Below are 25,135 nucleotides of genomic sequence, written 5' to 3' on the forward strand. Positions count from 1 at the left end.
GCGCCCATTGTTTTTGGCGGTCAGCCTGCCTGCCCCTCGCTATCTTCGGGATTGTTTTCCTCGCTTTCCATGCCGTTGGCGGAGCGCTGCTCAGGCTCACCGGACTCTTTATCCTGTCCGTCCTGTCCATCCCCGCCCTGATTTTCCGGCGCCTCGCCGCTCTCGGCTTCATCGACGGGCTGCGTCGCAGGCTGAGTCGTCGTGTCTACATTTTCGACCTGCACCCCATCGAGTTGACGAACCAACTGGTGGGCAAGCTCGCGCGCACGGGCGGTGTAGTTGGCCATGACCAGGGAATGATTGGCGAACAGCCCGAAGCCCGAGCCATTGAGAATGACGGGGCTCCATACCCGGCGCTGGGTGAGCTTCAATTCGGCAATCAGCTGCTGCCAATTGGAGGTTGCGCCCGCTGCATCAATCACGTCGGCAAGGTCATGTTCCACGGCCTCGAGAAGATGAATCAAGGCCCAGCCGGTGCCCCGGGCTTCAAAGAAGACGTTATCGATCTTGTACCAGGGTGTCTGGCTCGGTGCCTCGCCCGTCTCGATATCGATCAGGTCACGCAGCGCTTCGCGCTCGGCCACGCTGGCTGACAGCCGGTGCGTCAGCGAGTCCAGCCGCTGCTCTACGCGAGACAGCCAGCGCGATACCCCATCGCCATTAGTGGCAAAACCGGCACCTTGCTCGCCGGACAACGAACGCAGATAGCCTTCAAGTGCTTCCAGCGCCTGTTCATAGCGACGCTCCGCCGAGGGATACAGCCAATCCTTACTATTCGCCGAGAGCCGTTCGTGAGCCTCGGCGAAGGCCGCCTCATCCCCTTCGGACAACGCCGGCAAGCTCTGGGTCAGATCGCGCGCCTGGCGTAGCACGCCGTATTCCCAATTAGGCATGTTATCCAGCCACACCCCGGGAGGCATCTTGTCATTGCGAAGATAGCCGCCGGGCTTTTCGAGCAGGGTACCCACTGTGGTCATCAGGGTCGCGGTCGTCACCGCGCCCCTAGAGGCTGTCGTAGTAGCGGCCTGGGTCGTAGCTTCCGCGGCGTCGCCACGCTGGGCGGCGGTGGCCTGCTCGACATCGAAGGTCGAAGGCGGCTGACTCCACCAGATCCCCAGAATGATCGTAACCAACAGGTACAGAACCAGCAGAGCCAGCAGGGGTTTCCAGATCCAGCCGTAATCGGGGCGTTCGAGCACATCCGTGTTGCGCTTGGGATCACCGGCCTTGCGCTTGCCGAAGAGTGCCATGGGCGACTTCCTTGAGCGGTTGAAAAGATTGAAGACTCAACCTCGCCATCGTTACCGCGACAACCTGTCCATGCCGAGCGGCAACACATCGCGAAGCGATTGCGTTATCCTAGCACGCACCATATCACTCGACCGTCCGTGCCGCATGGCCGGCCGCGTCTTCGAGATCCGTCAACGCTGGGCGAGAGGCGAGACCTTGAGATACCGGTTCATCATCCTGCTGTTCGGCCTGATTCTGCTGCTTCCCGCTTCCGCCCAGGCCCAATGGTTTGGTGGAAACGCTGAGGAACCGGCTTTCCTCCCGGTTCGCGAAGCATTCCAGGCCCGTGCCTGGCACGACGATGACACGCTATATATCGGCTTCGAAAATGCCGAAGGCTACTATCTTTACCGCCATCGATTCAGCCTCGAGAGCCTGAGCGATGAGGTCACGCTGGGCGAGTTGCAACTGCCCCCCGGTGAATTCAAGCGCGATGAGTTTCTTGGTGACGTCTACGTCTTCTATGACCGTGTCGTACTCGAGGCCCCTTTCGAGGGCAGCCCGGAAGGAACACTACCGGTTGCCGTCACCTTTCAGGGATGTGCCGATGCCGGCCTTTGTTATCCACCCGAGCGCCTGACGCTTGACGCTCTGCCCGGCTCGGCGCCGGCCGTCTTTGCCGATATCGAACCGCAGCAGTCAACCTCGAGTGCGCAGCAAACGGCTACCGGGGCCGAGGCCTCACCCGCGTCGACCGCCGAGGCGCCTCGCCTGCAATCCGAGGACAGCCGCTTCTTCGATCTACTTCAGGGTGCCGATCCCTGGCTGGTGCTCGGCCTGTTCTTCCTGGCCGGCCTGGGCCTGACGTTCACCCCGTGCGTGCTGCCCATGATTCCGATCCTGTCCTCGATCATCGTGGGGCAGAATCCCAGCCGGAAGCGCGCCTTCGGCCTCTCCGCCAGTTATGTGGCGGGCATGGCCGTCACCTATGCCGCCGTCGGTGTGCTGATGGGCCTGTTCGGGGCCGGCCTCAATTTGCAGGCCCGCCTACAGTCCCCCTGGGTGCTGAGTGTCTTCAGCCTGCTCTTCGCTCTGTTCGCCCTGGCCATGTTCGGGATTTTCAACCTGCGCCTTTCGCCGGCCGTGGCGGCACGCGTCGATGCCTGGCAATCCCGGGCTCAGCATAGCGGGCCGCCAGGTCTGGCGTTGGCGGGCGCCTTGTCGGTACTGGTCGTTTCACCCTGCGTTTCGGCACCGCTGGCCGGGGCGCTCGTATTCCTCTCCACGACAGGCAATGCCGCCATGGGCGGATTGGCCCTGTTCGCTCTCGCACTCGGCATGGGCGTGCCGTTACTGCTGGTGGGTACCTACGGCACCACGCTACTGCCGCGTAGCGGCCCATGGATGAACGGCGTTAAGAACGCCTTCGGTGTGCTGTTACTGGGCGTGGCCATCTGGTTGGTCGAGCGTCTGCTCCCCCCCTCGCTGGTACTGCTTCTGTGGGCGGCCCTTGCCGTAGGTAGCGGGGTCGCACTAGGCGCCCTACAACGCGATACCGCACAAGGCTGGCCCCGCCTTTGGCAGGCAGCGGGCCTGCTTCTTCTGATTTGGGGCTTTGCCCTCACGCTGGGGGCTGCCGCAGGCGCCCAGGATCCGCTTCGCCCCTTGGCGCCCCTCGCCGATAAACGCGATTCACGCCAGACCCTACCCGTAAGCAACGAACCCGATGTGATCGTGACGCGACTCGAAACGCTGCGTACCGAACTGGCAAAGGCCTCCGCCGCAGGACGGCCGGTGTTTGCCGATGTCACGGCCGACTGGTGCATTTCGTGCAAGCAGATGGCGCGACAGGTCTACCCCGATCCCGAGGTGGCGCAGGCCCTGTCGGCCTTTACCCGCATTCAGATCGACGTGACCGCGACCGATACGGATAGCCGGATATTGCTCGAACACTTCAATCTCTTCGGCCCGCCGAGTCTATTATTCTTCGATCACAGTGAAGAGATTCGCAGCGCCCGTATTCAGGGGGTGGTCGACGCACCTAGCTTTGCTGCTCACCTCGAGCAGCTCCTCGGCTGGCTGGGCTCGCGTCCCAGCTAACGCGATCTGGGCGTAAAACGGTCGTTTAATATCGCTGCACGTCTCGAAACGTCGCGAACTGGACAATAGCTGCGATTTTGTTCACACTCCGCGCAAACGATTTTCATGCAATTGATGACGGCAAAGTGCAGGATATCGCCGTGATCTGAGCAAATATTGAGCAGGTTAACTGCGTCTTTTCACACCCCTCTTTTGATCGAGACAGACCCATGGATATCCGTAAGGTCAAGAAGCTGATCGAGCTGCTGGAAGAATCCAATATCAGCGAAATCGAAATCCAGGAAGGCGAGGAGTCGGTTCGCATCAGTCGTCATCCCAACGGCTCGAGCTATCCGGCACCGTCCATGCCGCAACCCTATTATCAGGGCCAAGGCCAGGGATACGGACCTGGCCCGGGACATGCGACCGCCTCGTCGAGTCCGTCACCAGCCTCGGATACCACGCCAGCCCCCGCCGAGCCCCAGGGACACGCTGTCGCTTCGCCCATGGTCGGTACCTTCTATCGTGCCTCTGCCCCGGGCGCCAAGCCCTTCGTTGAAGTCGGGCAGAGCGTCAAGAAAGGCGATCCGGTCTGCATCGTCGAAGCCATGAAGATGATGAACCAGATCGAAGCGGATCATGACGGTGTGGTCGAAGCCATACTGGTCGAGGATGGTGAGCCGGTCGAGTTCGACCAACCCATGCTGATCATCGGCTAACGGGGACGTTATGGGCAATACGACTATGTTGGACAAGGTGCTCATCGCCAACCGCGGCGAAATTGCCCTGCGCGTGCTGCGGGCCTGCAAGGAACTGGGCATCCGCACCGTGGCAGTGCACTCCAAGGCCGATCGCGAACTGATGCATGTCCGTCTGGCCGACGAAGCCGTGTGTATCGGCCCGGCACCTTCGGCTCAGTCCTATCTCAATATTCCGGCACTGATCAGTGCGGCCGAAGTTACCGATGCCAGCGCTATCCACCCGGGATACGGCTTTCTCTCGGAGAACGCCAACTTTGCCGAGCAGGTGGAGCGCTCGGGCTTCGTCTTCGTCGGTCCCCGTGCCGAGACCATCCGGCTGATGGGTGACAAGGTCAGCGCCATCAATGCCATGAAGAAGGCCGGTGTGCCTACCGTGCCGGGTTCCGACGGACCGCTGCCGGACGACGAGCACGAAGTGCTGCGTATCGCCAAGCGCATCGGCTATCCGGTGATCATCAAGGCCGCTTCCGGCGGCGGCGGGCGTGGCATGCGCGTGGTGCACAACGAAGCCAGCCTGCTCTCCTCCATCAGCATCACTCAGAACGAAGCCAACGCCGCGTTCGGCGATGGCACGGTCTATATGGAGAAGTTCCTCGAGCAGCCGCGTCATGTCGAGGTGCAGGTACTCGCCGACGGCCAGGGCAATGCCATACACCTTTACGATCGCGACTGCTCGCTACAGCGCCGTCATCAGAAGGTACTCGAGGAGGCCCCGGCCCCTCATCTCGACCCCGAAGCACGAGCCCGCGTGCTCAAGGCGTGTACCGATGCCTGCCTTGAAATCAACTACCGCGGTGCGGGAACCTTCGAGTTCCTTTACGAGAACGGCCAGTTCTTCTTCATCGAGATGAACACCCGCGTTCAGGTCGAGCATCCTGTCACCGAGATGGTTACGGGTGTCGATATCGTCAAGGAGCAGTTGCGTATCGCCTCGGGCATGCCGCTGTCGATTCGCCAGGAAGATGTGAAGCTCAATGGGCACGCGTTCGAATGTCGTATCAACGCCGAGGATTCTCGCACCTTCATGCCCTCTCCCGGCAAGGTCACGCTCTATCATCCGCCAGGGGGCCTGGGCGTTCGCATGGACTCTCACTTGTATACCGGCTACACGGTACCGCCCCACTATGACTCGCTGATCGGCAAGCTGATCACCTGGGCCGCGGATCGTGAAGGCGCCCTGACCCGGATGCGTAGTGCGCTCGACGAGCTGGTGGTGGAAGGCATCAAGACCAATACCGATCTGCAGAAGGACCTGGTCCGTGACGCCAACTTCCAGCGCGGCGGCGTCAACATCCACTACCTCGAGAAACGTCTCGGCCTCTGAGCCGGACGCATTCTGCCTATGACGGGGTGGCATTGGCCGCCCCGTCCTTGTTTCCGTCATGCTTACCGTTGTAGGAGAAAGCCATGCCCTGGCTTCAACTCAAGGCCCACATCGCGCCCGAACAGGCCGATCGACTCGAGGAGTTGCTGCTGGCTGAAGGGGCTTCAGCCATCACGCTGGAAGATGCCCACGACGATCCCGTGTTCGAGCCGGAGCGCGGCACCACACCGTTATGGCAGGATACCGTGCTGACGGGCCTTTACGATGATCTGGAAGGCATCGAGGCCATGCTCGACCGGGTACGCCAGGCCTGGGCGATGGAAGTCGGCGACGAACCCTGCCCGGAGATCGAATTCGAGCTACTCGCCGACCGTGACTGGGAACGCGAGTGGATGGAGGGCTTCCAGCCACTGCGCATGGGGCAACGATTATGGATCGTACCCAGCTGGCACGAGGCGCCCGACCCTGAGGCGGTTAATCTGCTGCTCGATCCGGGGCTGGCATTCGGTACCGGCACCCACCCCACTACGGCACTTTGCCTGGAGTGGCTCGACGGTCTCGCCAGTGCCGGCATGCTCGAAGGCCAAAAAGTCCTCGACGTGGGCTGCGGGTCGGGCATTCTTGCCATCGCCGCCCTGAAGCTCGGCGCCGGCCATGCGGTAGGCACCGATATCGATCCTCAAGCCCTGCTGGCCAGCCGTGACAACGCCGAGCGCAACGGTATCGACGATGCGCGTTTCTCGCTCGCCTATCCCGAGGAGCACGCGTCGCGCCCCTTTCCCGTGGTGATTGCCAATATCCTCGCCGGGCCACTCGTCGAGCTTTCGGCAATGATCGCAGGCCAGGTCGCGCCGGGAGGACGAATCGCCCTGTCGGGCATACTCGCCCCTCAGGCCGATGAGGTCCTCGAGGCCTACCGCGCCCAGGGACTTCGCATGGAGGAACCGAGCGAGCGGGAAGGATGGGTGCGACTGACAGGGCACCGACCCAACAAATAAGACACGTTGAGACACTGCGACACAATTCCACCTTCACCGCGGCAGCGTCGATGGGTATCATAGCGCACCCTCAGCCACCGATAACCCAGCGACCTGTGACAATGCCACAGCAGCAGCCGGATCTGCCCAGTATTGGGCCGTACACCCTTGCCAATCGAGTGATTCTGGCCCCCATGGCCGGCGTCACCGATCGCCCGTTCCGCCAGCTCTGCCGGCGCCTGGGTGCCGGCCTGGTGGTTTCGGAGATGGTCACCTCGGACCCCAGCCTGTGGCATACGCGCAAATCGCGGCTACGGCTCGATCACAGTGGCGAACCGGGCCCCCGCTCGGTTCAGATCGCAGGCGGCGACGCCAATATGCTGGCCCAGGCAGCACGACTTAACGCCGAGCAAGGCGCCCAGATCATCGACATCAACATGGGCTGTCCTGCAAAGAAGGTCTGCAACAAGGCCGCGGGCTCGGCGTTGCTTCGTGATGAGCCACTCGTGGCCGACATTCTCAACGCCGTGGTGAGTGCCGTCGAGGTGCCGGTCACGCTCAAGATTCGTACCGGCTGGTGCCCGCAAAGCATCAATGCGGTGCGGATCGCACGTATGGCCGAAGACGCGGGGATCGCCGCGCTGGCCGTGCATGGCCGCACCCGCGACCAGCGCTATGCCGGTCAGGCCGAGTACGACACCATTGCGCAGGTCAAGGCTGCCGTGAAGATCCCGGTGTTCGCCAATGGCGATATCGATTCTCCTCTCAAGGCTGCCGACGTCCTCGACTATACTGGGGCGGATGCGGTGATGATCGGGCGCGGCGCCCAGGGCAACCCCTGGATATTCCGTGAGATCGACCATTATCTCGTGCATGGCCGCGTCATGACGGCCCCGTCCCTGGAGGAGCAAGCTGGGGTCATGCGGGCGCACCTGGAAGCGTTGCATGGCTTCTATGGGCACACGATGGGTGTTCGCATTGCGCGCAAGCATCTGGGGTGGTACCTGAGCAACCGATTGAAGGCCTCTCCGCAGCAGGCAAAGGCGAGACGGACCGTGTTCAACGCGCTGAAACACCCGCGGGACCAATTACTTTTCGTGGACGAACTGTTCAGCCAGGCCTCGCCCACTGGCGATGCGCCATGGGCAACCGATGGAATCAGTGCAGCATGACCAGCAGGCAAGCAACTCCCGATCACGCCTTGAGTGCGTCCCCGGAAACGCTGGAATTCACCAGCCCCGCAGCACTCTCCCTCGAACCGGCCCACTCGGTCCCGGCCGAGGAAAGGCCCTTGCGTGAAGCCGTCGATGCGGCCATGCGACGCTATTTCACCCATCTCGATGGCGAGTCGACCACCGACCTCTACGCCATGGTGCTCGCTGAAGTCGAGGCCCCGCTCCTCGCATCGGTGATGGCCCACGTGAATGGAAACCAGACCCGGGCCGCCGAAATCCTGGGCCTGAATCGCGGAACCTTGCGCAAGAAGCTCAAGCAGTACGCGCTGATCTAACCCCGGGGAGCCACTTTCGGCTCCCCTTTTCGTGCGCCCTGACGCGCCACGATGCCGATTTCCCCCTAGCCTCAAAAGAGTCGAAGCGAATGGCCAATCAAGCGACCTCCCCTGCCCCGCAACCTATCCGCCGCGCGCTGATCAGCGTGTCCGACAAGCGCGGTATCGTCGAGTTCGCCAAGGCGCTGGCGGCGCAGGGTGTCGAGCTGCTCTCCACCGGCGGCACCTTCCGCCTGCTCAGCGACAACGGCATCACCGTCAAGGAAGTCAGCGAGCATACCGGTTTTCCTGAAATCATGGATGGCCGGGTCAAGACCCTGCATCCGACCATTCATGGCGGGATCCTGGGTCGCCGGGGCACGGATGATACGGTGATGAAAGAGCACGACATCGCCCCCATCGATATGGTCGTGGTCAATCTCTACCCCTTCGCTGCGACCGTGGCGCGTCCCGACTGTACGCCCGAGGACGCCATCGAGAATATCGATATCGGTGGCCCCACCATGGTGCGTGCCTGCGCCAAGAACCATGCCCATACCACGATCGTCGTCGATAGCGACGACTATGGCCGAGTACTCGAGGAAATGCGCACCCACGCCGGCAGCATCAGCGATGCCGCGCGCTTCGATCTTGCCGTCAAAGCCTTCGAGCACACGGCGGGCTACGATGCCGCCATTGCCGACTACCTCGGCCAGCGCGTGCCGGGGGGTGAAGACGGGTTTCCGCGCACCTACAACCTGCAGTTCAGAAAGAAGCAGGCCATGCGCTACGGGGAGAATCCCCATCAGCAGGCGGCGTTCTATGTCGAGGACAACGCCACGGAAGCCAGCGTGGCCACTGCCGTGCAATGGCAGGGCAAGGCGCTGTCATTCAACAATGTTGCCGATACCGATGCCGCCTTCGAATGCGTCAAGGCCTTTACCGACACCGCTTGCGTGATCGTCAAGCACGCCAATCCGTGTGGCGTGGCGCTCGGCAAGTCACCGCGCGAGGCCTACGACAAGGCGTTCGCCACCGATCCCACCAGCGCCTTCGGTGGCATCATCGCCTTCAACGCCCCGCTGGATGCCGACACGGCACGCGCCATCATCGAGCGGCAATTCGTCGAGGTGATCATTGCCCCGGGGGTGAGCGACGAAGCCCGTGAAATCATCGCCGCGAAGCAGAACGTGCGCTTGCTCGATACCGGCGCGAACTGGCCCGGAACGCGCGAACACGCCCATGACTTCAAGCGCGTGACGGGGGGGCTGCTGGTTCAGGATCGCGATCTCGGTATGGTCGGCCGCGACGAACTCACTGTGGTCAGCGAGCGTGCCCCCAGCGAGCAAGAGCTACGTGACCTGGCCTTCGCCTGGAAGGTGGCCAAGTACGTCAAATCCAATGCCATTGTCTACGCCAAGCATGGGCAGACCGTCGGCGTAGGTGCCGGCCAGATGAGCCGGGTCTACTCCGCCAGGATCGCCGGTATCAAGGCCGCCGACGAAGGCTTCGAGGTCCCCGGCTCGGTGATGGCGAGCGACGCCTTCTTCCCCTTCCGGGACGGTATCGATGCCGCAGCCGCTGCCGGGATTACCGCCGTCATTCAGCCGGGCGGCTCGATGCGCGACCAGGAAGTGATCGATGCCGCCAATGAAGCCGGGCTGGCCATGGTCTTTACCGGCATGCGCCACTTCCGCCACTGATACCTGCCGGTCAGTTGGATACGTCGAGGGCGGCCCTGTCGTCCTCGATATCCTCCGCCAGGAATCCACCCGATTGACGATGCCAGAGTGAGGCGTATAGCCCACCTTGGCGCAACAGTTCATCGTGAGTTCCCGTTTCGACGATCCGTCCCTGATCCATGACCACGAGCCGATCGAGCATGGCGATGGTCGACAGCCGATGGGCAATCGCCACCACCGTCTTGCCCTGCATCAGTTCATCGAGCTGCTCCTGGATTGCGGCTTCGACTTCAGAATCCAGCGCCGAGGTCGCTTCGTCGAGCACCAGGATCGGGGCGTTCTTGAGCAGTACCCGGGCTATGGCAATCCGCTGTCGTTGCCCGCCCGAGAGTTTGACACCGCGTTCGCCCACGTGGGCATCAAGTCCTTTGCGGCCCTGGGGGTCACTCAGGGTATCGAGGAACGTGTCCGCATGAGCGCGTCGAGCTGCCTCCCACACAGCCTCATCGCTGGCTTCGGGGCTTCCGTAGCGGATATTGTCGCGAATCGAGCGGTGAAGCAGCGAGGTATCCTGCGTCACCATCCCGATATGCTGACGTAACGATTCCTGTGTGACGTCGGCGATGTCCTGGCCGTCGATCAGGATGCTCCCCTGCTCCAAGTCGTAGAAGCGAAGCAGCAGGTTGGCCAGCGTCGACTTGCCGGCCCCGGAACGGCCGATCAGGCCGACTTTCTCACCGGCGCGTATCGTCAGCGAAAGGTCCTCGATCACCCGTGCCTGGCGCGCATTGAGCGACTGGCCATAGTGAAAGTGCACCTCCTCGAAGCGAATCTCGCCCTCCGGCACGCTGAGCGCCTTGGCCTCGGGCCGATCGGCCACCGCCGGTTCGCGCGCAATGGTATTGATGCCGTCCTGTACGGTACCGATATTCTCGAATAAACCGGCCACTTCCCAGAGGATCCAGTCGGACATGAAGCGAATTCGCATGACCAATGCGATCGCCACCGCAATGGCTCCCAGCGAGATCATCTCGAGGTACCAGGACGAAATCGTCAAGACCGCCACCGAGGTCAGCAAGAGCGCATTGAGCAAGGTCAAGGTGAACGTCAAGAGCGTCACGAGCCGCATCTGACGATGCACGGTCGACATGAAGTCATCCATGGCTTCGCGGGCATAGGCCTGTTCACGGTGGGTGTCGGCAAACAGCTTGATGGTTTGGATATTGGTGTAGCTGTCGACGATGCGTCCCGTCATCATGGCGCGGGCATCGGCCTGGGACATCGAGACCCTGCGCAAACGTGGCACGAAAACCCACATGATGGCGATGTATCCAACCAACCATAGCCCCAGCGGCAGCATCAGCCAGGGGTCGGCACGGCCCACCAGAAACATCGCCCCCGTGAAGTAGACCACCACATAGACCAGCAGACCGGTAAGCTTGGTGACGGTCTCTCGTATGGCCAGGGCGGTTTGCATGACCTTCTGCGACACGCGCCCGGAAAACTCATCCTGGAAGAAAGCCAGGCTCTGGCGCAGCATGTGCCGGTGCGCCAGCCAGCGCCCCAGCATGGGGTAATTGCCGAAGATGGTCTGATGCGTGACCAGCGACTGCATGAGCACCAACAGCGGGAAGCCGATCAGCGCCAGCAGCGCCATGCCCACCAGGCCCGCTCCCCGGTCGGTAAAGACGGTGGCCCGGTCGGCATCGGCCAGCCAGTCGACCAGGTTGCCCATGAAACCGAAGAACACCAGTTCGACGGCAGACACCAGTGCCGTAAACAACGACATCAGCCCCAGCCATGGCAGCACGGGCCGTGAATAATGGTAGAGAAACGCCAGCAGGCCCCGAGGCGGGGTCTTAGGCTCCCCCGCAGGATACGGATCGATGCGGGTCTCGAACGAACGAAACAGGGGCTGCAGAAAGCGGAACATGAGTGACGACTCCCTTCGTGTCAGCCCCACATCGTAGCAGCCTGCGAAGAAAAATGACGCACCGCGCCATCCCGTCTGGCTCTCCTCGGAAATCAGGCCTGCGGCGGTGTTGCTACCACGACCTGATTGCGCCCGTTTCGCTTGGCCTGATACAGCGCCTCATCCGCAAGACGTTGTACCGTTTCCCACTCCGGTCCATGCTCAGGATAGGCGGCCACACCCAGCGATGCAGTGATCGAAGGCAGACGTTGTCCCTGGTACTCGAGCTCTAGCGACACCATATTCTGCCTCAGCGCTTCGGCACGCTCACGGCATTGCTCGAGCGTTGCGCCTGGCATGACCAGCATAAACTCCTCGCCTCCGTAGCGGCACACGATGTCATCGCCGCGCACGTACTGTTTAAGGAAGATAGCCAGTTCCTTGAGTAGCAAATCGCCGGCCTGATGGCCGTAATTGTCGTTGAAGCGTTTGAAGTGATCGACATCGAGCATGATCAGGGCAAAGCCGGTCTTGTTGCGCCGAGCACGTATCTGCTCTCGCTCCATGGTTTCTTCAAGGTAACGCCGGTTATACAGGTTGGTCAGAGGATCGCGCACGCTTTGCTGATGCAGCGCCTCGCGCAGCAGGATACCGGCCATGGCCGCTGCCGCATGGGTAGCCAGCAGCTCAGCACGTCGCCGGATCTCGCCAAGCTGTGCTGGGGCTCGCGTCTGCAAGTGCAGCATCCCGACGATTTCGCCCTGGGCCATCAACGGCAGGCAGATATAGCCATGCTCGCTGTCAGGCCAGTGCTTGCAGGTGAGTTCCCTGCTCGGTGAACTGACCGCGTGCGTATGGCCAAGACGTAACGCCCAACAGCTCTGGGGTTCGATAGGATCTACCAGGTGGTCCGCTTCGTCCCCCCAACTGGTGGCCAACTGGAGCAAGTTGCGAGAATCGCGCATCAGGTAGAGGCCGCCGGTCATACCTGGAAATAGCGACTCCATGTAGTGCTGCAATACGGCCGTCGTATCATCCCGGGATTCACACGATTGAAGGCCGCTGCTGAGCTTGTTGATCAACGTCACTTCTTCCGTGCTTTGGCGCAGTTGAAGCACCAACCGCTCGCTACGCCGTGATTCACGGTGGATCAGCAAAAACGCGCCCAACAGCAGCAGTACATTCAGTAACGCGCCGAGAATGACCAACCAGATCAATTGAGATGAATGCCGCTCCGACGCCTCGACACGCCGGTTGAGACGATTGCGCTCAAGGGTAGCGAGACGCGCGCCAGTTTCCTGGGCGCGGTCCATGATGCGCTTGCCCTGGTAGGAACTGATCTTGTCTGCCGCTGCGGAAGTTCCCTGCTCCTGCCGCGTAGCGATCAGATCGTCCATGATGACGAGCCGCTGGGCGACCAGCGACTTCAGTTGCTCGAATAGGGCAAGATCGGCCTCGTCAGCCATGAGCATTGCCGCCAGGCGATCGAGATGACTGGCAAGATCGCGGCGCTGAATGGCGTGTTCCTCGAGAAACAGCGAATCGCCGCTCAGTGCGAAGGCACGATGGCTGGATTCCGTTTCGAACAGGATCGCGCGTACATCCTCGAGGATCAACAGGCGCTCACTGCTTTCACGCGCCAGCAAATTATTGCGCCTCTCCTCCGCTGCATTCAACACCACGAAGGTCCCCATCAGCACGATAATAAGGACGGCGAGGCTGAACAGGATCAGCAGGTTACGTTGTAGGCTTCGCATGAGTGAGTATGGTCGGATTCACAAAAATGTCATACGTTAATGTCGGCTGTCCGGCAGACAACTTTATGTATTATCAAAAAAAGAACCCGCCGCAGCGGGTTCCTGGTGGAAAACTTGACTCAGGTCATGCTTGCCCCAGATCGATGCAGAGGTACTTGGTTTCGACAAACTCCTCCAGGCCCTGACGCCCGCCTTCACGCCCCAGCCCGGACGCCTTGACCCCACCGAACGGCGCTGCCGCGTTCGAGATCAAACCGGTATTGATCCCAACCATGCCGTATTCCAGGCTCTCTGCCACCCGCCAGACACGCGCCAAGTCCCGAGAGTAAAAATACGAGGCCAGGCCAAACTGCGTGTCGTTGGCCATGGCCACGGCATCTTCTTCATCGTCGAACGGGAACACCGCTGCCAATGGGCCAAACGTCTCTTCCTGGGCCACCAGCATGTCAGCGTTGGCGCCATTGACCAGGGTCGGCGTAAAGAAGTTGCCCCCTAGCGGGTGCGGGTTACCGCCCAGCAACAGCTCGGCCCCCTTGTCGACCGCGTCATGCACATGCGCACTGACCTTCTCGACCCCATCGGCGTCGATCAATGGGCCTATATTAACATCATCTTTCAAGCCGTCACCGACACGCAGCTCACTGTTCATGGCCACGGCGAGTTTCTCGCAAAAGGCATTGACCACGCTGGACTGTACCAGGAAGCGATTGGTACAAACGCAGGTCTGCCCCCCATTGCGGAACTTGGCGGCCATGGCGCCATCGACCGCTGCATCCAGGTCCGCATCCTCGAATACGATGAACGGCGCGTTGCCGCCCAGTTCGAGGGAGATCTTCTGGATATGCTGAGAGGCCTGGGACATGAGTTGGCGCCCCACTTCGGTGGAGCCGGTGAAGGTGATCTTGCGAACCTCCGGCGACTCGGTCAGCGCAGCGGCGATCTCCCTGGCGCTACCCGTTACCACATTGAATACGCCCCGCGGCACGCCGGCACGTTCGGCAAGCAGGGCAAGCGCCGTGGCTGAAAAGGGCGTCTGGCTCGCCGGCTTGACCACGATCGGGCACCCGGCGGCCAGGGCGGCGCCGACCTTGCGTGTAATCATCGCCGCCGGGAAATTCCAGGGAGTAATGGCTCCCACCACCCCGACCGGCTGTTTAGTGATCACGATACGCTGGTTGGGCTTGGCAGCGGGGATCGTCTCGCCGTACATCCGCCGCGCCTCCTCGGCAAACCAGCGCAGGAAGCTCGCCGCGTAGGCAATCTCACCTGCCGCTTCCTTGAGCGGCTTACCCTGCTCAAGGGTCATGATGGTGGCCAGCTCTTCCTGGTGCTCGTGCATCAGGTCGTGCCACTTCATGAGGATATCGGCCCGCTCCTGGGCGGTGTGGGCGCGCCAGGCCGGAAACGCCGCATCGGCAGCGGTGATAGCACGTTCGGTTTCGGCTCTACCCAGCCGCGGAACACGACCGATGACCTCGCCATTGGCGGGATTGAAGACATCGATCTGCTCACCGCTGTCAGCAGCCACCCAGCTGCCATCGATATAAGCAAAGGGACGAAACAGGGCACTGTCTTGCAGGGATTCCATGGGTTTCTCCTTCCCGAATTTAGACAGGGTTCACGCTCGCGTATCACCTCATGCTAAGACGAATCCGATCCCTACACCAACCTTGGCGAGCGGCCTTCAACCATTCTCCTGACGCGAATCCGACAAGGTGATCGATACCGAATCGGCAAACCGCAGGGCGTGGGGCTTGTCGATCTCGACCTGCGCGGTAAGCACCTGCTCGTAGGACATGATGATGTCCAGCACTTCACGCGTCATACGCTCGAGCAACTGGAAGCGATGCTCTTCAATATGGGCGATGACATGTTTGGTGATGGTTCGGTAGTTCAAGGCCTGATCGATACGGTTGAACTGGACGGCGCGTGCGGCCCGGTAGCGAATCACGGCATTGACGATCACGTCCTGGCGGTTCTGGATCTCATCGTCCTTGATACCAATGTAGGTGCGTAGACGCAGGTTCTTGATGCGTATCGTGGCAAGGTCATGGTCGAGATGCTCATCATTGAGGGCGTGCAACGGCATTGCGGGCTCTCCAATCGGGTAGCGCCGCTCAGCGGCCGTGAACCAAGGTCAGGAACTCCTGGCGAGTGCTCTGCTTCTCGCGGAACGCGCCCAGCATGACCGAGGTCGTCATGCTCGAGTTCTGCTTCTCGACGCCACGCATCATCATGCACATGTGCTGAGCCTCGATGACCACCGCAACACCGCCGGCCTCGGTGACCTCGAGCACCGCCTCGGCGATCTGGCGGGTCAGGTTTTCCTGAATCTGCATGCGTCGCGCGTACATGTCCACGATGCGTGCGAACTTGGATAACCCCAGCACCTTCCCGTTGGGCATATAGGCGATGTGGCACTTGCCGATGAAAGGCAGTAGATGGTGTTCGCACATCGAGTAGAGTTCGATGTTCTTGACCAGCACCATCTCGTCGGTCTCGGACTCGAAAACGGCCCCGTTGACCAGCGTTTCCAGCGACTGGGAATAGCCGTGGGTCAGGAACTGCATGGCCTGAGCGGCCCGTTTTGGCGTATCGCGGAGGCCTTCGCGCTCCGGGTCTTCCCCCAGACCGGCGATGATCTGGCGATAGTGGTGGGTGAGTTCTTCGGTCATGGGGTTGCCTGTAATTCGAACATGTCGCGATTTTAACGTAACCGACACGAGAACGCAGTCACTGCCCGGGACGCGACAACCTGTCTCCTGTCCCCGAGGCGGCGCTGTGCTAGACTCAAACCCTTGATTCTCATTGGATGGCCGGCGTCATCGACAGAACGTGGATGATGCCAAGCCAGGTATAATTCGTGATATCGCAAGGGTCTGGACCATGATGAAACGCTGCTGGATTCCCCTGTTGGTCGGCCTGGCGCTGCCCGTTACGGCGTGGGGAGAGACATTACAACTTCCCGCCGATGCCACACTCGACGTTCACGTCATCGAGCGCCATGAGCTGACGCGGGAGTCTGCCGATATTACCGACATCCTGCTGCAACCCATCAATACCCCACAGGCGTCTCATCAGCTCCCCGAGCACTGCCTGATCACCGCCGACGCCACCCTCAATGCCGATCGCGTGCGGCTGCGCGCCAAGACGTTGACCTGTGTCGATGCGCAGAATGGTGAAAGCGTCATTTTCAGCGACCAGCTCTCGGCCTCGGCCAGCGAGAGCGATGGTAGCTATGGCGTCGATGCATGCCGTAGCAATGCAGATGGCCAATGTTCGCGCGCGCTGCTGACACCGGATCATGTGTTCCAGTTGCGCCTGGGCGAAGCAGTGTCGATCGAGCGCCAGGACAACCCGGCCGCCAGGATCAACGAGACACGCCGGCAAGCCAATGGCGAAGGCCGCGACAACCCTGTTCCCCGCGAGGAGTCCGACCCCGAGCGGCCCTGAACGGTTATACCGAGCCCTCATCGGCCGGGCAGCACATGCCCGGCCTTGCAGTGCCCTGCTACAAGAAGCCTACCTCTTAGAAGCCGGTATCTAACCCCGCTATCCAGCGAGGCGCTTGCTCCAGGGCGTGGCGCTGCTGTTCCAGCGTACGGATATGATCGTCCCAGTACCCCTCCTCCGCGACCCAGGGAAAGGCCCTGGGGAAGGCAGGATCATCCCAGCGTGCAGCCAACCAGGCACTGTGACGAACCAGGCGCAGACTGCGCAACGGTTCCACCCACTCGAGCTGGCGGCGATCGAAATCGAGATGCTGCTCGTAGCCTTCGATGATTTCGGCCAGTTGCATATGCGCTTCGGGATCGCTCTGCGCCGTCAATAACATCCATAGGTCTTGCACGGCCGGCGCCATGACGCTGTCATCGAAGTCCACGAGGCTAAACCGCTCATCACGCCCCAGGATATTGCCGATGTGGCAGTCGCCATGCACCCGCAGATTCCATGATTGCGGCCAGCCCCGCTGCCTAAGCGCCTCATGCAGTTCCTGGCTGATCCGCTCATAGGCGCGTCGTTGACGTGCGTTCATCCATCGACTGCCAAGTACCTGCGTGCGGCTCTCCTGGACCATGGCATCGGGATCCAGCGTACGGCGGTAGCGAAAGTCGCGCTGTTTCCCCACCGCGTGTACCTGTCCCAGCACCTCGCCAAGGGCAAACAGGTCAGCCGGCTTTTCCAGTTCCGGTGCCTGGCCCACCACCTGGGCGAACAGCGCAAAGCGAAACCCTTCGGTGTGATGAAGACTATCGCCTGTTTCAGAGCGCCAAGGCACCCCGACCGATACACCGGCTTCGTCGAGCTCGAACAGGAAGTCGTGCTCCTCCTGGATCTGCGCGTCCGTCCAACGCTCCGGGCGGTAGAACTTCACTACCCAGCGTCGACGCTCATCGTCGCTGACCATGAACACACGATTCTCGTAACTGTTGAGCGTAAACGGCTCACCTGGCAGCCACATGCCCAATGATTCGACGGCCTCGACGATACGTTGGGGGCTGAGTCGCTCGAAGGGGTGAACATTGGCTGACATCGTGACAAATCCTGGCGGCGGAGAGATCGTCAGCCTAACAGAATCAGCCCATCGGCGTACGCGCCAAAGCCCATACGTGCACCTCCTCCGCCCCCGCCTCGTGGCATGCCGCCGCTAGCGCTTCGAAGGTCGCACCGGTCGTCATGACATCGTCGACAAGGGCGACACAAGGCGGCAGCGGGGCTTTGATGGTAAAGGCGTGCTTGAGGTTCTCCAACCGCGCCTGTCGCTTCAGGCCACGCTGGCTAGGTGTCTCGCGCAGCCGCTTCGCAGTCAGGCAAGGCAATCCGAGCCGGTGCCCCAACCGCTTCGCCAACCAGTGGGCCTGGTCGAAACCGCGCTCCCTGGCGCGAGTGGGATGTAACGGCACACTGATCAAGGCCTGTGGACGCTGCGTCGTTATCTGCCTCTCAAAAGCGGGTGGAAGCGAATGCTGAAAGAGTCGTAGCAGGAGATGCCCAGCACGGGGCGAGGCGAAAAACTTGAACTGCTGAATGAGGCGCGTCATGTCATCTTCGTAGCGTAGCGGCACATGCGCATGACGGAACGAAAGTGGCGTTACCATGCAGCGCCCGCAGCGAGAGGGCTGCTCGGAAACCGTTCCTGGCAAAGGCTCGGCACAGTTCGCACAGGCCAGGCGGTTCCAGGGCAGCGCCTCGAGACACGCCTCGCACCACGATTCCCCGGGGACCGGTCGGCCTAGACAGAATGCGCAGTCACCGGGCAAGCCGAGGCGCAGGTGCGTATCGATTAGTGAGGCGCATCTCATGTCAGTGGCACTCTTTGCAGTCATGTCGCGTACCCTACCCCGCCAGACGCGCTTGTGCCACGCAGATTATGTCGTTGACTTGCCTTGAAGCATCCGTAGAATATGGCCGGCCGGAGTGAGCGGATGTGGTGGAATTGGTAGACACGCTGGATTTAGGTTCCAGTGCCTCACGGCGTGGGAGTTCGAGTCTCCCCATCCGCACCATTCTGATATCTAAGCGTTTTCCTGCCTTTTAGCCTCCCCAAGTAGATGCAGTGGATTATTCGCTGTGCCTGGATTGTGACTTAGCCGATTCACAGCCTCCCGCACTCGATGCGGTGCCAGGTGCGCATATCGCTCGGTCATCGTAATGCTTGAGTTACCCAAAGCTCCTTGCTACTTGAGGAGCGTCCGCACGCGATACTTGATCGCCTCCCCGCCAGGCATAAAAAAGCCGCCCCTGTGGACGGCTCGTTAATTGATTGCCTCATGGCGTGTAGATTCTGAAATTTCGCGTATCCACGTATTCATTGCGCGTTGCAGCCCAGGAACGATCGCCACCCCCGGAAAACACGGTGTGCATCATGCCTTCGATCAGCACGCTATCCCTGGTGCGCAGCCGTAAATCGGCTAAACGAAGGAGGAATCAAAATGGCAGCATCCTACGGTCTCGTCGCCATCGGTACCGGCACCGCCGCTAAAGTGGTAGTCAGTGTGGCCAGTATGTTAGAAATCAGCCCACTCCTTCTCAGCGGCCTCTATTTGCGAACTCGAGGTCGATTTAGCTGATGCCCCTTTTGAAGGGGTGGGCAAGGTGAATTGTTTCGCCGGTGCGCCAGCCGTCCTGGTCGAAGCGGCTTGTGCAGGCGCATGGCTGGTGGCGGCCAGCTGGTCATTTACCCGGAACGTGGCAATTATCTCGGCTAGATGTTTGGCCTGGTCTTCCAAAGAGGTGGCAGCTGCACTCGTCTGCTCGACAAGCGCCGCATTCTGCTGGGTTACCGAATCCATCTGGGTCACAGCCACATTGATTTGCTCGATACCGCCGTTTTGCTCGCGCGTAGCCGATGATATCTCGTTCATTAGCGCCGATACCTGACGAATCGATTCCACAGTCTCGTTAATGGTCTGACCACTACGCTCGACCTGCTCAGTGCCTTTGGCAATACGTGAAGTGGTCTCCTGAATCATGGCACGAATTTCCTTGGCAGATTCCGCGCTACGGCTTGCCAACGAACGCACTTCACTGGCAACTACTGCGAAGCCACGGCCCTGCTCTCCTGCACGCGCTGCTTCTACCGAGGCGTTCAGTGCCAGGATATTTGTCTGGAAGGCAATCGAGTCGATAACACCAATCACCTCATTGATCTTGCGCGAGCTATTTGCGACTTCACGCATCAACAGGACAGTACGTTCGACCTCCTGCCCGCCCGCCTCAGCCGTTTGTGAAGCAGTGGTAGCGAGCCGGTCGGCTTCGATGGCCGAGTCGGTATTCTGGCGCACGGTAGATGCCATCTGTTCCATGCTGGAGGCTGTCTCCTGGAGGGCAGCAGCCTGTTCCTCGGTGCGCGACGACAGATCGTGACTGCCCGAGGCGATCTCACTCGCCCCGGTGAAAACGCTATCGCTACTACTACGTAGGGAAAGGACCAGATCACTCAACTTCGCCTGCATATTCTTCATCGCGCTGAACAGCTTGCCGATCTCATTGGTGCCTCGGTCCTCGATCCGCGCCGTCAGGTCACCCTTGGCGATACTATCAAAGTGTTCGATGGCCTCCTGAAGGGGCTTCACCACAATACGCATCATCCCGGTACGCACGATAAGCGCGGCAATCAATGCCAGGACGAGTAACGCGATAGCGCCCGCTTCGACGATCCGGCTCGTAGCGGCATTTTCAGCAACCCGTTCATCGGCGCGCTGCTCGGCATAATGAATGAACTCGCGCACCGCTGTGTCGAAGGCGGCAAAGCCCGCACCGAATTTCTCCCGCTGAGCGAAGATTGCCTCCATGTCAGCGCGATTCACGGCACCGAGGAAGGCCTCATCCAGCGTTTGCCGATAGGCTTTCTCGATGGCATCGATATAAGGAAGCCCGCTACTGCCCTCCGGAAGCTCTATGGCCATGAATTCGGCAAAGCGCTCCTGGGATCTTGCAAAGGCTTCGCGGGTCTTGGCTATCTCGCGATCGGCCTTGTCATCCATGCCTTGGCGAACGAATTCTCCAAAGCGAATGATATTACTGCGACCATCTGCCAAGTTGAGCTGCGCGCGATTAATCGCATTCATCTGGCGAACATTGTTCTTAGCGAGCTCATCGATTGCGCTCGTGCTAATGCTGTTGGCATAGAATCCCAAGGCACTGATCGCAGCGATCATTGCCACCAATATCCCCAGCGCCCAGCTCAGGCTGTGCTTGATTGATAGATTTTTCATTCTTTCCCCTGCAATTATTAATTTATTGATGTGCAATGAGACTATCTACGGCATGCCCCTCGCCACCCAGCGAGAGACAAAGCTCATGACTCGCGAGATTGGCCGTTCCGAGATCGGACTGCTCTTACGAATTATTGGTCCGTGTGGTAGCGGTCATCATGGAGTAGCTCCTGAAGGGTTTTTCTAATGGCAAGCGATGCACCGTTCACCTGGCTGGGATAAAGCGGGCCGCCGACCATCTCCCTTCGCCAATCTGCTCTCAACGCTAAGCAACGCTACGGAACTAGGAAGACGCTAGGCACCCTCGTGATTATGATTCTTCTCCCATTATCAACGGAGCGAAGAGGTCATCCCTGCTTGAGTCCGTATCGGCGATAGTGCTGCGAGCTTTAGTCGAGAAAGAAAAAATGGCTACCACCAGCAGGCCACGCCGTGCTCTGCACAAGACAGCCTGATGCCAGCGTGACCCAAGAAAATTGTAACCGCACTGTACATTTGCGCGATATTTATTACGATGGGTAACGGAGCATCAGGAGAAAGCCATGAAACGTCTCGTCATTATTACAACATTGCTCGTTACACCTATTGGCGCGCAGGCCTACGCTACGAAAATCAGCCCTGCCGAAGCCTGTATGGGTTATTCGGAAGCGGCCGAGGAGTTATTGAATGCACGGCATGGGGGGGCCACTAAGGACGATCTGCTGGAGCGCGCGGACGACGAAGCGTATCTTGCCATGGTCGAGGAGGTCTTCGATTTGCCACGGCTCGAGGATCCCGCTGAGCAAGCCTTGGCGCGGGTAGCCTACGGCGACGAGACACTTACGGCTTGCCTCGATCATTACGCCGAAGCCAGTAACGAAAAGAAATAATAGCTTACTCGGGCGACACCACACTAAATCCAGGCGGAGTTCGGTCGATAACATGACTAACGTCCCTTGGAGAGTGTCCATGTCCGAGCATCGGTATGTCGTGAAAAGCGTTGTCGTCGATATCAATGCCTGCCGACGCGTCTATGTCTGTGTCGATACCCAGACTGGCAGAATCGTCGGCAACCGCTTCGCGGATATACAACAAGCGGAAGTGTATGCAGTGCGCCTCAACACCTCTGCAGTAGAGGCCGTACCGACGCTCTGATCACCGATGCTTTCAGTCCAGCCCCATCTTCCGGTAACCGGCATTGATCAGGCAATAAAGCCCATAACCGAACAGGCCCAGGGCTACGGCGCCCAGCAGCCATACCCCGTAAGGCTGCCGGGCCAACGCATCGAGCGCCCCGCCCAAGCCCTGCGCCTCACTGGGGTCGGCTCGCCAGGCCGAAATCCCCAGAAAGAGGCCAATGATCATGAACACCACGCCCCGTGATGTAAGCCCCCAGCGGGTAATGGCTTCAGCTCCGCGACGCTGGGCTGCGCTCATGTGTTGCCAGTGCCAGTTCTTGAGGTAAGAGCGACGCACGGCACGCCAGACCTGACGAAGACCCACCCCCACGAAGACCAGGCTAACCGCATACAGCACATAGATGCCCCCTTGGTGGCTCATCAGCATGGCTGTTCGGTCCTGGGTCTCGCTGTCTCCCGATGATTGCGCCACACGGCGCAACAGGTCGATACAGTAAATACCCAGGCTACCGTAGATCAGTCCACTGATAGCAAAACCCACGCGCGTTGCCACGCCCTTGATATCCTTCCCACACTCCTCGGTATCGAGCAGTGCCTGGATTTCTCGCCACAGCGCATAGGCAAACAGGCCTACCGCCAACACCAGGATCATGGCATCGCCCAAGGGTTTGGTGAGCAGCTCACGGATCGCTTCCTTGGTGCCGACATTGTCACCACCTAGCCCTGCCGACGCCATGAAGGCCAATCCGCCGATAAGCAAATAAACGATGCCCTTGGCGATATAGCCCACGCGGGCAATGATGGCGACGGCGGGTTTCAGGTGAGTATCGGTGTCGGGCATGTATTCCTCGTTCCTTGTGGTTCCGGCGTGCTCAATGAATGACGGTCGTGACCGCCAATACAGCACATGCCATTAAAGATAGGGGCTAGGTGCGTACGCGACAAAGTCGCTACGTGCCCGGCAAGAACGCGTTGCGCTGATAAAGGGTTTCAGGAAGGCACACGACTACGTCTAGGTTGCTTCACCCGCTGGCTCAGGATCGGGCGATGAGGGGGGCGTGATCTGCTCGAACTGGGCGCGCAGATCGCTTTCCTGGGTATGGACATACGAGGTCATTCGCTTACCGGAACGCGATACCCATTCGATTTCGTTCCTGCCTCGTACCATGAGGTTATTGGCCGCTTCGGCCGAGTCGGGCACTTCCCCGTTGATGGTATGAATGATTCCACGCTCGAGGCCAAAACCGCGCAGGGGGCTGCTGCTTGCCAGACGCAGTACCCGTAATCCGCCGACGCTCAGGTGCACTTCCGCCATCGCCTCTTCGGAGAGCGGCTCATCCTCGCCTGAGGCCTGACGCTCGATCTCCTCGTTCAAGGAGCTGTTGATCTTGGTACACAGCATGGCAGCGATAAACAGCAGCGCATTCAGGACCGGAGCACCCAGGAAAAGCAGGTCGCCATATTTGATCAGCATGAATGTCGAATAGGGCGTCAGTACCGCGGCGACCGCCCATATCATGTATTCGAGAATCTTGCGCTGCTGGCGCTGGAACATGTTTCACCCCTGCTCTTTTTTAATTATCCCTCTGCGCACCTCGCGAAACGCCTTCCCCCTCCTTCGTCAATCGTCGTCAACATGTACCACAAACGACAAGACCAAGCGCGGTGCCTAGCGTGGGGTTTAGCTCAGGTTTGCTTGTATTTCTTTTTGTTATAACGAGTCTCGAATGCAAAGTCATGTAATTAAATAATACCCCATGCTACCGCCAAACCGACACCACGCACAATGGAAGGGGTTAAACGGCTACCTGAAAAGGTACCGCCGCGAACGCCCCCTACGCTCCAGTATCACCAGCAGATACGCGGCCCCCCGCAGGATCCGTATCGCAAGGGGAAGCACTGCCTTGACCATCCAGGAGACCAGGTAGAGCAGAGGAATCAAGAGCAAGCACCATCCCAGGAATTGGATCAGCCATACCGGATATCCCAGGATGTCTGCCACGGTGGCTAACGTGTCATGAATCAGCGCGGGATGGCGCACCAGCATGTATCCTCCCGCCATTATCGCCGGCCACTTGGCGTATCGCCCGACGGTCATCAAGTGACTGACCCCTGCGGACCGTGTCACCAAGCCGGCACGCCCCGAGTTCGCCACTCGGCCGGAAACGCCAACCATGCGCCCCGCTCGCAAGACCTTGACGGCACTGACCATGACCGCACCATCGAGCAAGGCCCAGCCGATGTCGCCGGCCCCGATGGACTCGCCATTCTGCCAGCGGGTCTCGAGCTGACGGATGCCGTCGGCGAACAGACGGTTGCCTGCCTCGAGCCAACGCTCGCTCTGGATCCAGGTAACGTTCCCAGACGTATCGGCACTGAACTGGCCCAGGAAACCGTGGCCTTGCTGGGCTATCAGGTGGACGGCATGCCATCCCCGCTCATGCGGCGTCAGCTCGTTAGCGCCCTCGCCTTCCTCTGTTGCTTGGCTCGTATCCCCTACAACCGCTTCCTCGGCGGACCACCACTCGCGAGTGCGGGTCTTCAAGTTACGCCACTGGTCCTGCATCTCGGTCTGCCAAGCCAGAGAACGAATGTCGTGCTGAATGAAATAATCGATCGGTGCTAGAACGGAGGAGCCATGATAGCGAAGGATGGCCTGGAATTCGGGCTCGGTACCGTAACGCATCAGTACCTCTCGGGCCCTCGTGGGGTATTCCACCAAGGCGGCTTCGGCCTTGAGACGAAGAATGGGGTCGTCGTGGTAATCGACCATCAGCGCCTGGATGTGGAGGGGTTCAGCGTCTAGATGTGCGTGATCTGGATACAACTGTGCAACGTGGAGCCTGACCAGACGCTCCTCGATGGCCTGGGACGGCAAGGCTACGGTCAGCACTAGCGCTGTCAGTACCGCCACCCCCGCCGTGAGAGTCAACTTTTTCATGGTTCTCTCCTCGTTGCGGCATGCTTGTTGTCGCCTCGCTGTTTCTCCGCTTGAAGCAACTATTCATCTTGATCCAGCTATCGGCCTGATTCGCGATAACTTGATGACACGCAGCCGGCCTCGCCAATTCAGCGCTCAATGTTTCCT

The 25,135-nt window shown here is 60.2% G+C and carries 22 protein-coding genes and 1 tRNA gene; 11 read left to right on the forward strand and 12 right to left on the reverse strand.

Going from position 1 to position 25,135, the window contains the following annotated elements; genetic code table 11:
- Positions 1-20 precede the first annotated feature (20 nt).
- Positions 21-1,250, reverse strand: coding sequence for a DUF2333 family protein (locus JH15_RS16455; protein WP_081949088.1), 1,230 nt, complete (start codon positions 1,248-1,250; stop codon positions 21-23).
- A 145-nt stretch (positions 1,251-1,395) separates the two neighbouring features.
- On the opposite strand from JH15_RS16455, the gene dsbD reads away from it, so the two are divergent.
- From dsbD to purH, 7 genes are all read left to right on the forward strand, one after another.
- A complete protein-coding gene (dsbD, locus tag JH15_RS16460; RefSeq protein ID WP_081949104.1) occupies positions 1,396-3,330 on the forward strand; it encodes a protein-disulfide reductase DsbD in 1,935 nt (644 codons plus the stop codon).
- Positions 3,331-3,539: 209 nt separating this feature from the next.
- The gene (gene accB / locus JH15_RS16465; protein ID WP_043532302.1) at positions 3,540-4,028 is read left to right on the forward strand and encodes an acetyl-CoA carboxylase biotin carboxyl carrier protein; all 489 of its coding nucleotides are present in this window, start codon (positions 3,540-3,542) and stop codon (positions 4,026-4,028) included.
- A 25-nt stretch (positions 4,029-4,053) separates the two neighbouring features.
- Positions 4,054-5,394 (forward strand): acetyl-CoA carboxylase biotin carboxylase subunit, encoded by a 1,341-nt coding sequence (gene accC / locus JH15_RS16470; protein ID WP_043532612.1) that lies wholly within the window; start codon positions 4,054-4,056, stop codon positions 5,392-5,394.
- Positions 5,395-5,477: 83 nt separating this feature from the next.
- Positions 5,478-6,392 (forward strand): 50S ribosomal protein L11 methyltransferase, encoded by a 915-nt coding sequence (gene prmA, locus JH15_RS16475; RefSeq protein ID WP_043532303.1) that lies wholly within the window; start codon positions 5,478-5,480, stop codon positions 6,390-6,392.
- A 101-nt stretch (positions 6,393-6,493) separates the two neighbouring features.
- A complete protein-coding gene (gene dusB / locus JH15_RS16480) occupies positions 6,494-7,543 on the forward strand; it encodes a tRNA dihydrouridine synthase DusB (RefSeq protein WP_043532305.1) in 1,050 nt (349 codons plus the stop codon).
- A complete protein-coding gene (gene fis / locus JH15_RS16485) occupies positions 7,540-7,881 on the forward strand; it encodes a DNA-binding transcriptional regulator Fis (protein ID WP_081949089.1) in 342 nt (113 codons plus the stop codon). The genes dusB and fis overlap by 4 nt, the downstream gene beginning before the upstream one ends.
- 89 nt (positions 7,882-7,970) lie before the next feature.
- Positions 7,971-9,563, forward strand: coding sequence for a bifunctional phosphoribosylaminoimidazolecarboxamide formyltransferase/IMP cyclohydrolase (gene purH, locus JH15_RS16490; protein ID WP_043532307.1), 1,593 nt, complete (start codon positions 7,971-7,973; stop codon positions 9,561-9,563).
- A gap of 10 nt (positions 9,564-9,573) precedes the next feature.
- On the opposite strand, the gene JH15_RS16495 is transcribed toward purH, so the two are convergent.
- From JH15_RS16495 to folE, 5 genes are all read right to left on the reverse strand, one after another.
- Positions 9,574-11,475, reverse strand: a complete 1,902-nt coding sequence (locus JH15_RS16495) for an ABC transporter ATP-binding protein (RefSeq protein WP_043532309.1) — start codon at positions 11,473-11,475, stop codon at positions 9,574-9,576.
- Positions 11,476-11,567: 92 nt separating this feature from the next.
- Positions 11,568-13,211 (reverse strand): sensor domain-containing diguanylate cyclase, encoded by a 1,644-nt coding sequence (locus tag JH15_RS17635; RefSeq protein ID WP_052384192.1) that lies wholly within the window; start codon positions 13,209-13,211, stop codon positions 11,568-11,570.
- Positions 13,212-13,335: 124 nt separating this feature from the next.
- Positions 13,336-14,799 (reverse strand): NAD-dependent succinate-semialdehyde dehydrogenase, encoded by a 1,464-nt coding sequence (locus JH15_RS16505; protein ID WP_043532311.1) that lies wholly within the window; start codon positions 14,797-14,799, stop codon positions 13,336-13,338.
- Positions 14,800-14,895: 96 nt separating this feature from the next.
- The gene (folX, locus tag JH15_RS16510; RefSeq protein WP_043532313.1) at positions 14,896-15,300 is read right to left on the reverse strand and encodes a dihydroneopterin triphosphate 2'-epimerase; all 405 of its coding nucleotides are present in this window, start codon (positions 15,298-15,300) and stop codon (positions 14,896-14,898) included.
- Positions 15,301-15,328: 28 nt separating this feature from the next.
- Complete coding sequence (gene folE / locus JH15_RS16515; RefSeq protein ID WP_043532315.1) at positions 15,329-15,886, reverse strand: GTP cyclohydrolase I FolE; 558 nt, start codon at positions 15,884-15,886, stop codon at positions 15,329-15,331.
- 211 nt (positions 15,887-16,097) lie between these two features.
- Here folE and JH15_RS16520 point away from each other — a divergent pair, with 211 nt between their 5' ends.
- Positions 16,098-16,664: a TraB/TrbI/VirB10 family type IV secretion system protein gene (locus JH15_RS16520; protein WP_156105353.1), complete on the forward strand. Its 567-nt coding sequence runs from the start codon at positions 16,098-16,100 to the stop codon at positions 16,662-16,664.
- Between the two features lie 76 nt (positions 16,665-16,740).
- Here JH15_RS16520 and JH15_RS16525 read toward each other — a convergent pair whose 3' ends face one another.
- Positions 16,741-17,745, reverse strand: a complete 1,005-nt coding sequence (locus JH15_RS16525; RefSeq protein ID WP_043532320.1) for a serine/threonine protein kinase — start codon at positions 17,743-17,745, stop codon at positions 16,741-16,743.
- Positions 17,746-17,788: 43 nt separating this feature from the next.
- Positions 17,789-18,514 (reverse strand): ComF family protein, encoded by a 726-nt coding sequence (locus tag JH15_RS16530; protein WP_043532322.1) that lies wholly within the window; start codon positions 18,512-18,514, stop codon positions 17,789-17,791.
- Positions 18,515-18,633: 119 nt separating this feature from the next.
- Here JH15_RS16530 and JH15_RS16535 point away from each other — a divergent pair.
- A tRNA-Leu gene (locus JH15_RS16535) sits at positions 18,634-18,718 on the forward strand.
- A gap of 501 nt (positions 18,719-19,219) precedes the next feature.
- Here the strand turns inward: JH15_RS16535 and JH15_RS16540 are convergent.
- On the reverse strand, positions 19,220-20,965 hold the full coding sequence (locus JH15_RS16540; protein ID WP_231566461.1) for a methyl-accepting chemotaxis protein: 1,746 nt from the start codon (positions 20,963-20,965) through the stop codon (positions 19,220-19,222).
- 506 nt (positions 20,966-21,471) lie between these two features.
- Between JH15_RS16540 and JH15_RS16545 the strand changes: the two genes are divergently transcribed.
- Both JH15_RS16545 and JH15_RS16550 read left to right on the forward strand, forming a co-directional pair.
- Positions 21,472-21,798: a hypothetical protein gene (locus JH15_RS16545; RefSeq protein WP_043532326.1), complete on the forward strand. Its 327-nt coding sequence runs from the start codon at positions 21,472-21,474 to the stop codon at positions 21,796-21,798.
- A gap of 79 nt (positions 21,799-21,877) precedes the next feature.
- Positions 21,878-22,063: a hypothetical protein gene (locus JH15_RS16550; protein ID WP_043532328.1), complete on the forward strand. Its 186-nt coding sequence runs from the start codon at positions 21,878-21,880 to the stop codon at positions 22,061-22,063.
- A gap of 12 nt (positions 22,064-22,075) precedes the next feature.
- Here the strand turns inward: JH15_RS16550 and JH15_RS16555 are convergent, their stop codons facing one another.
- From JH15_RS16555 to JH15_RS16565, 3 genes are all read right to left on the reverse strand, one after another.
- On the reverse strand, positions 22,076-22,888 hold the full coding sequence (locus JH15_RS16555; protein WP_052384193.1) for a DUF1206 domain-containing protein: 813 nt from the start codon (positions 22,886-22,888) through the stop codon (positions 22,076-22,078).
- A gap of 171 nt (positions 22,889-23,059) precedes the next feature.
- Positions 23,060-23,602: a hypothetical protein gene (locus JH15_RS16560; RefSeq protein ID WP_043532330.1), complete on the reverse strand. Its 543-nt coding sequence runs from the start codon at positions 23,600-23,602 to the stop codon at positions 23,060-23,062.
- A 249-nt stretch (positions 23,603-23,851) separates the two neighbouring features.
- The gene (locus JH15_RS16565) at positions 23,852-24,988 is read right to left on the reverse strand and encodes a hypothetical protein (protein WP_043532332.1); all 1,137 of its coding nucleotides are present in this window, start codon (positions 24,986-24,988) and stop codon (positions 23,852-23,854) included.
- Between the last annotated feature and the right edge of the window lie 147 nt (positions 24,989-25,135).

The organism is Litchfieldella xinjiangensis (genome assembly GCF_000759345.1).
In the GTDB taxonomy this organism is placed as follows: Bacteria; Pseudomonadota; Gammaproteobacteria; order Pseudomonadales; family Halomonadaceae; genus Litchfieldella_A; species Litchfieldella_A xinjiangensis.

Coding starts and splice junctions, on each gene's coding strand:
- accC (WP_043532612.1), top strand. CDS start 4,054: ATGTTGGACAAGGTGCTCATCGCCAACCGCGGCGAAATTGCCCTGCGC.
- JH15_RS16505 (WP_043532311.1), bottom strand. CDS start 14,799: ATGGAATCCCTGCAAGACAGTGCCCTGTTTCGTCCCTTTGCTTATATC.
- JH15_RS16525 (WP_043532320.1), bottom strand. CDS start 17,745: ATGTCAGCCAATGTTCACCCCTTCGAGCGACTCAGCCCCCAACGTATC.
- JH15_RS16550 (WP_043532328.1), top strand. CDS start 21,878: ATGTCCGAGCATCGGTATGTCGTGAAAAGCGTTGTCGTCGATATCAAT.
- accB (WP_043532302.1), top strand. CDS start 3,540: ATGGATATCCGTAAGGTCAAGAAGCTGATCGAGCTGCTGGAAGAATCC.
- JH15_RS16555 (WP_052384193.1), bottom strand. CDS start 22,888: ATGCCCGACACCGATACTCACCTGAAACCCGCCGTCGCCATCATTGCC.
- JH15_RS16565 (WP_043532332.1), bottom strand. CDS start 24,988: ATGAAAAAGTTGACTCTCACGGCGGGGGTGGCGGTACTGACAGCGCTA.
- prmA (WP_043532303.1), top strand. CDS start 5,478: ATGCCCTGGCTTCAACTCAAGGCCCACATCGCGCCCGAACAGGCCGAT.
- folE (WP_043532315.1), bottom strand. CDS start 15,886: ATGACCGAAGAACTCACCCACCACTATCGCCAGATCATCGCCGGTCTG.
- JH15_RS16495 (WP_043532309.1), bottom strand. CDS start 11,475: ATGTTCCGCTTTCTGCAGCCCCTGTTTCGTTCGTTCGAGACCCGCATC.
- JH15_RS17635 (WP_052384192.1), bottom strand. CDS start 13,211: ATGCGAAGCCTACAACGTAACCTGCTGATCCTGTTCAGCCTCGCCGTC.
- JH15_RS16545 (WP_043532326.1), top strand. CDS start 21,472: ATGAAACGTCTCGTCATTATTACAACATTGCTCGTTACACCTATTGGC.
- fis (WP_081949089.1), top strand. CDS start 7,540: ATGACCAGCAGGCAAGCAACTCCCGATCACGCCTTGAGTGCGTCCCCG.
- JH15_RS16520 (WP_156105353.1), top strand. CDS start 16,098: ATGATGAAACGCTGCTGGATTCCCCTGTTGGTCGGCCTGGCGCTGCCC.
- JH15_RS16455 (WP_081949088.1), bottom strand. CDS start 1,250: ATGGCACTCTTCGGCAAGCGCAAGGCCGGTGATCCCAAGCGCAACACG.
- JH15_RS16560 (WP_043532330.1), bottom strand. CDS start 23,602: ATGTTCCAGCGCCAGCAGCGCAAGATTCTCGAATACATGATATGGGCG.
- purH (WP_043532307.1), top strand. CDS start 7,971: ATGGCCAATCAAGCGACCTCCCCTGCCCCGCAACCTATCCGCCGCGCG.
- JH15_RS16530 (WP_043532322.1), bottom strand. CDS start 18,514: ATGAGATGCGCCTCACTAATCGATACGCACCTGCGCCTCGGCTTGCCC.
- dsbD (WP_081949104.1), top strand. CDS start 1,396: ATGGCCGGCCGCGTCTTCGAGATCCGTCAACGCTGGGCGAGAGGCGAG.
- folX (WP_043532313.1), bottom strand. CDS start 15,300: ATGCCGTTGCACGCCCTCAATGATGAGCATCTCGACCATGACCTTGCC.
- dusB (WP_043532305.1), top strand. CDS start 6,494: ATGCCACAGCAGCAGCCGGATCTGCCCAGTATTGGGCCGTACACCCTT.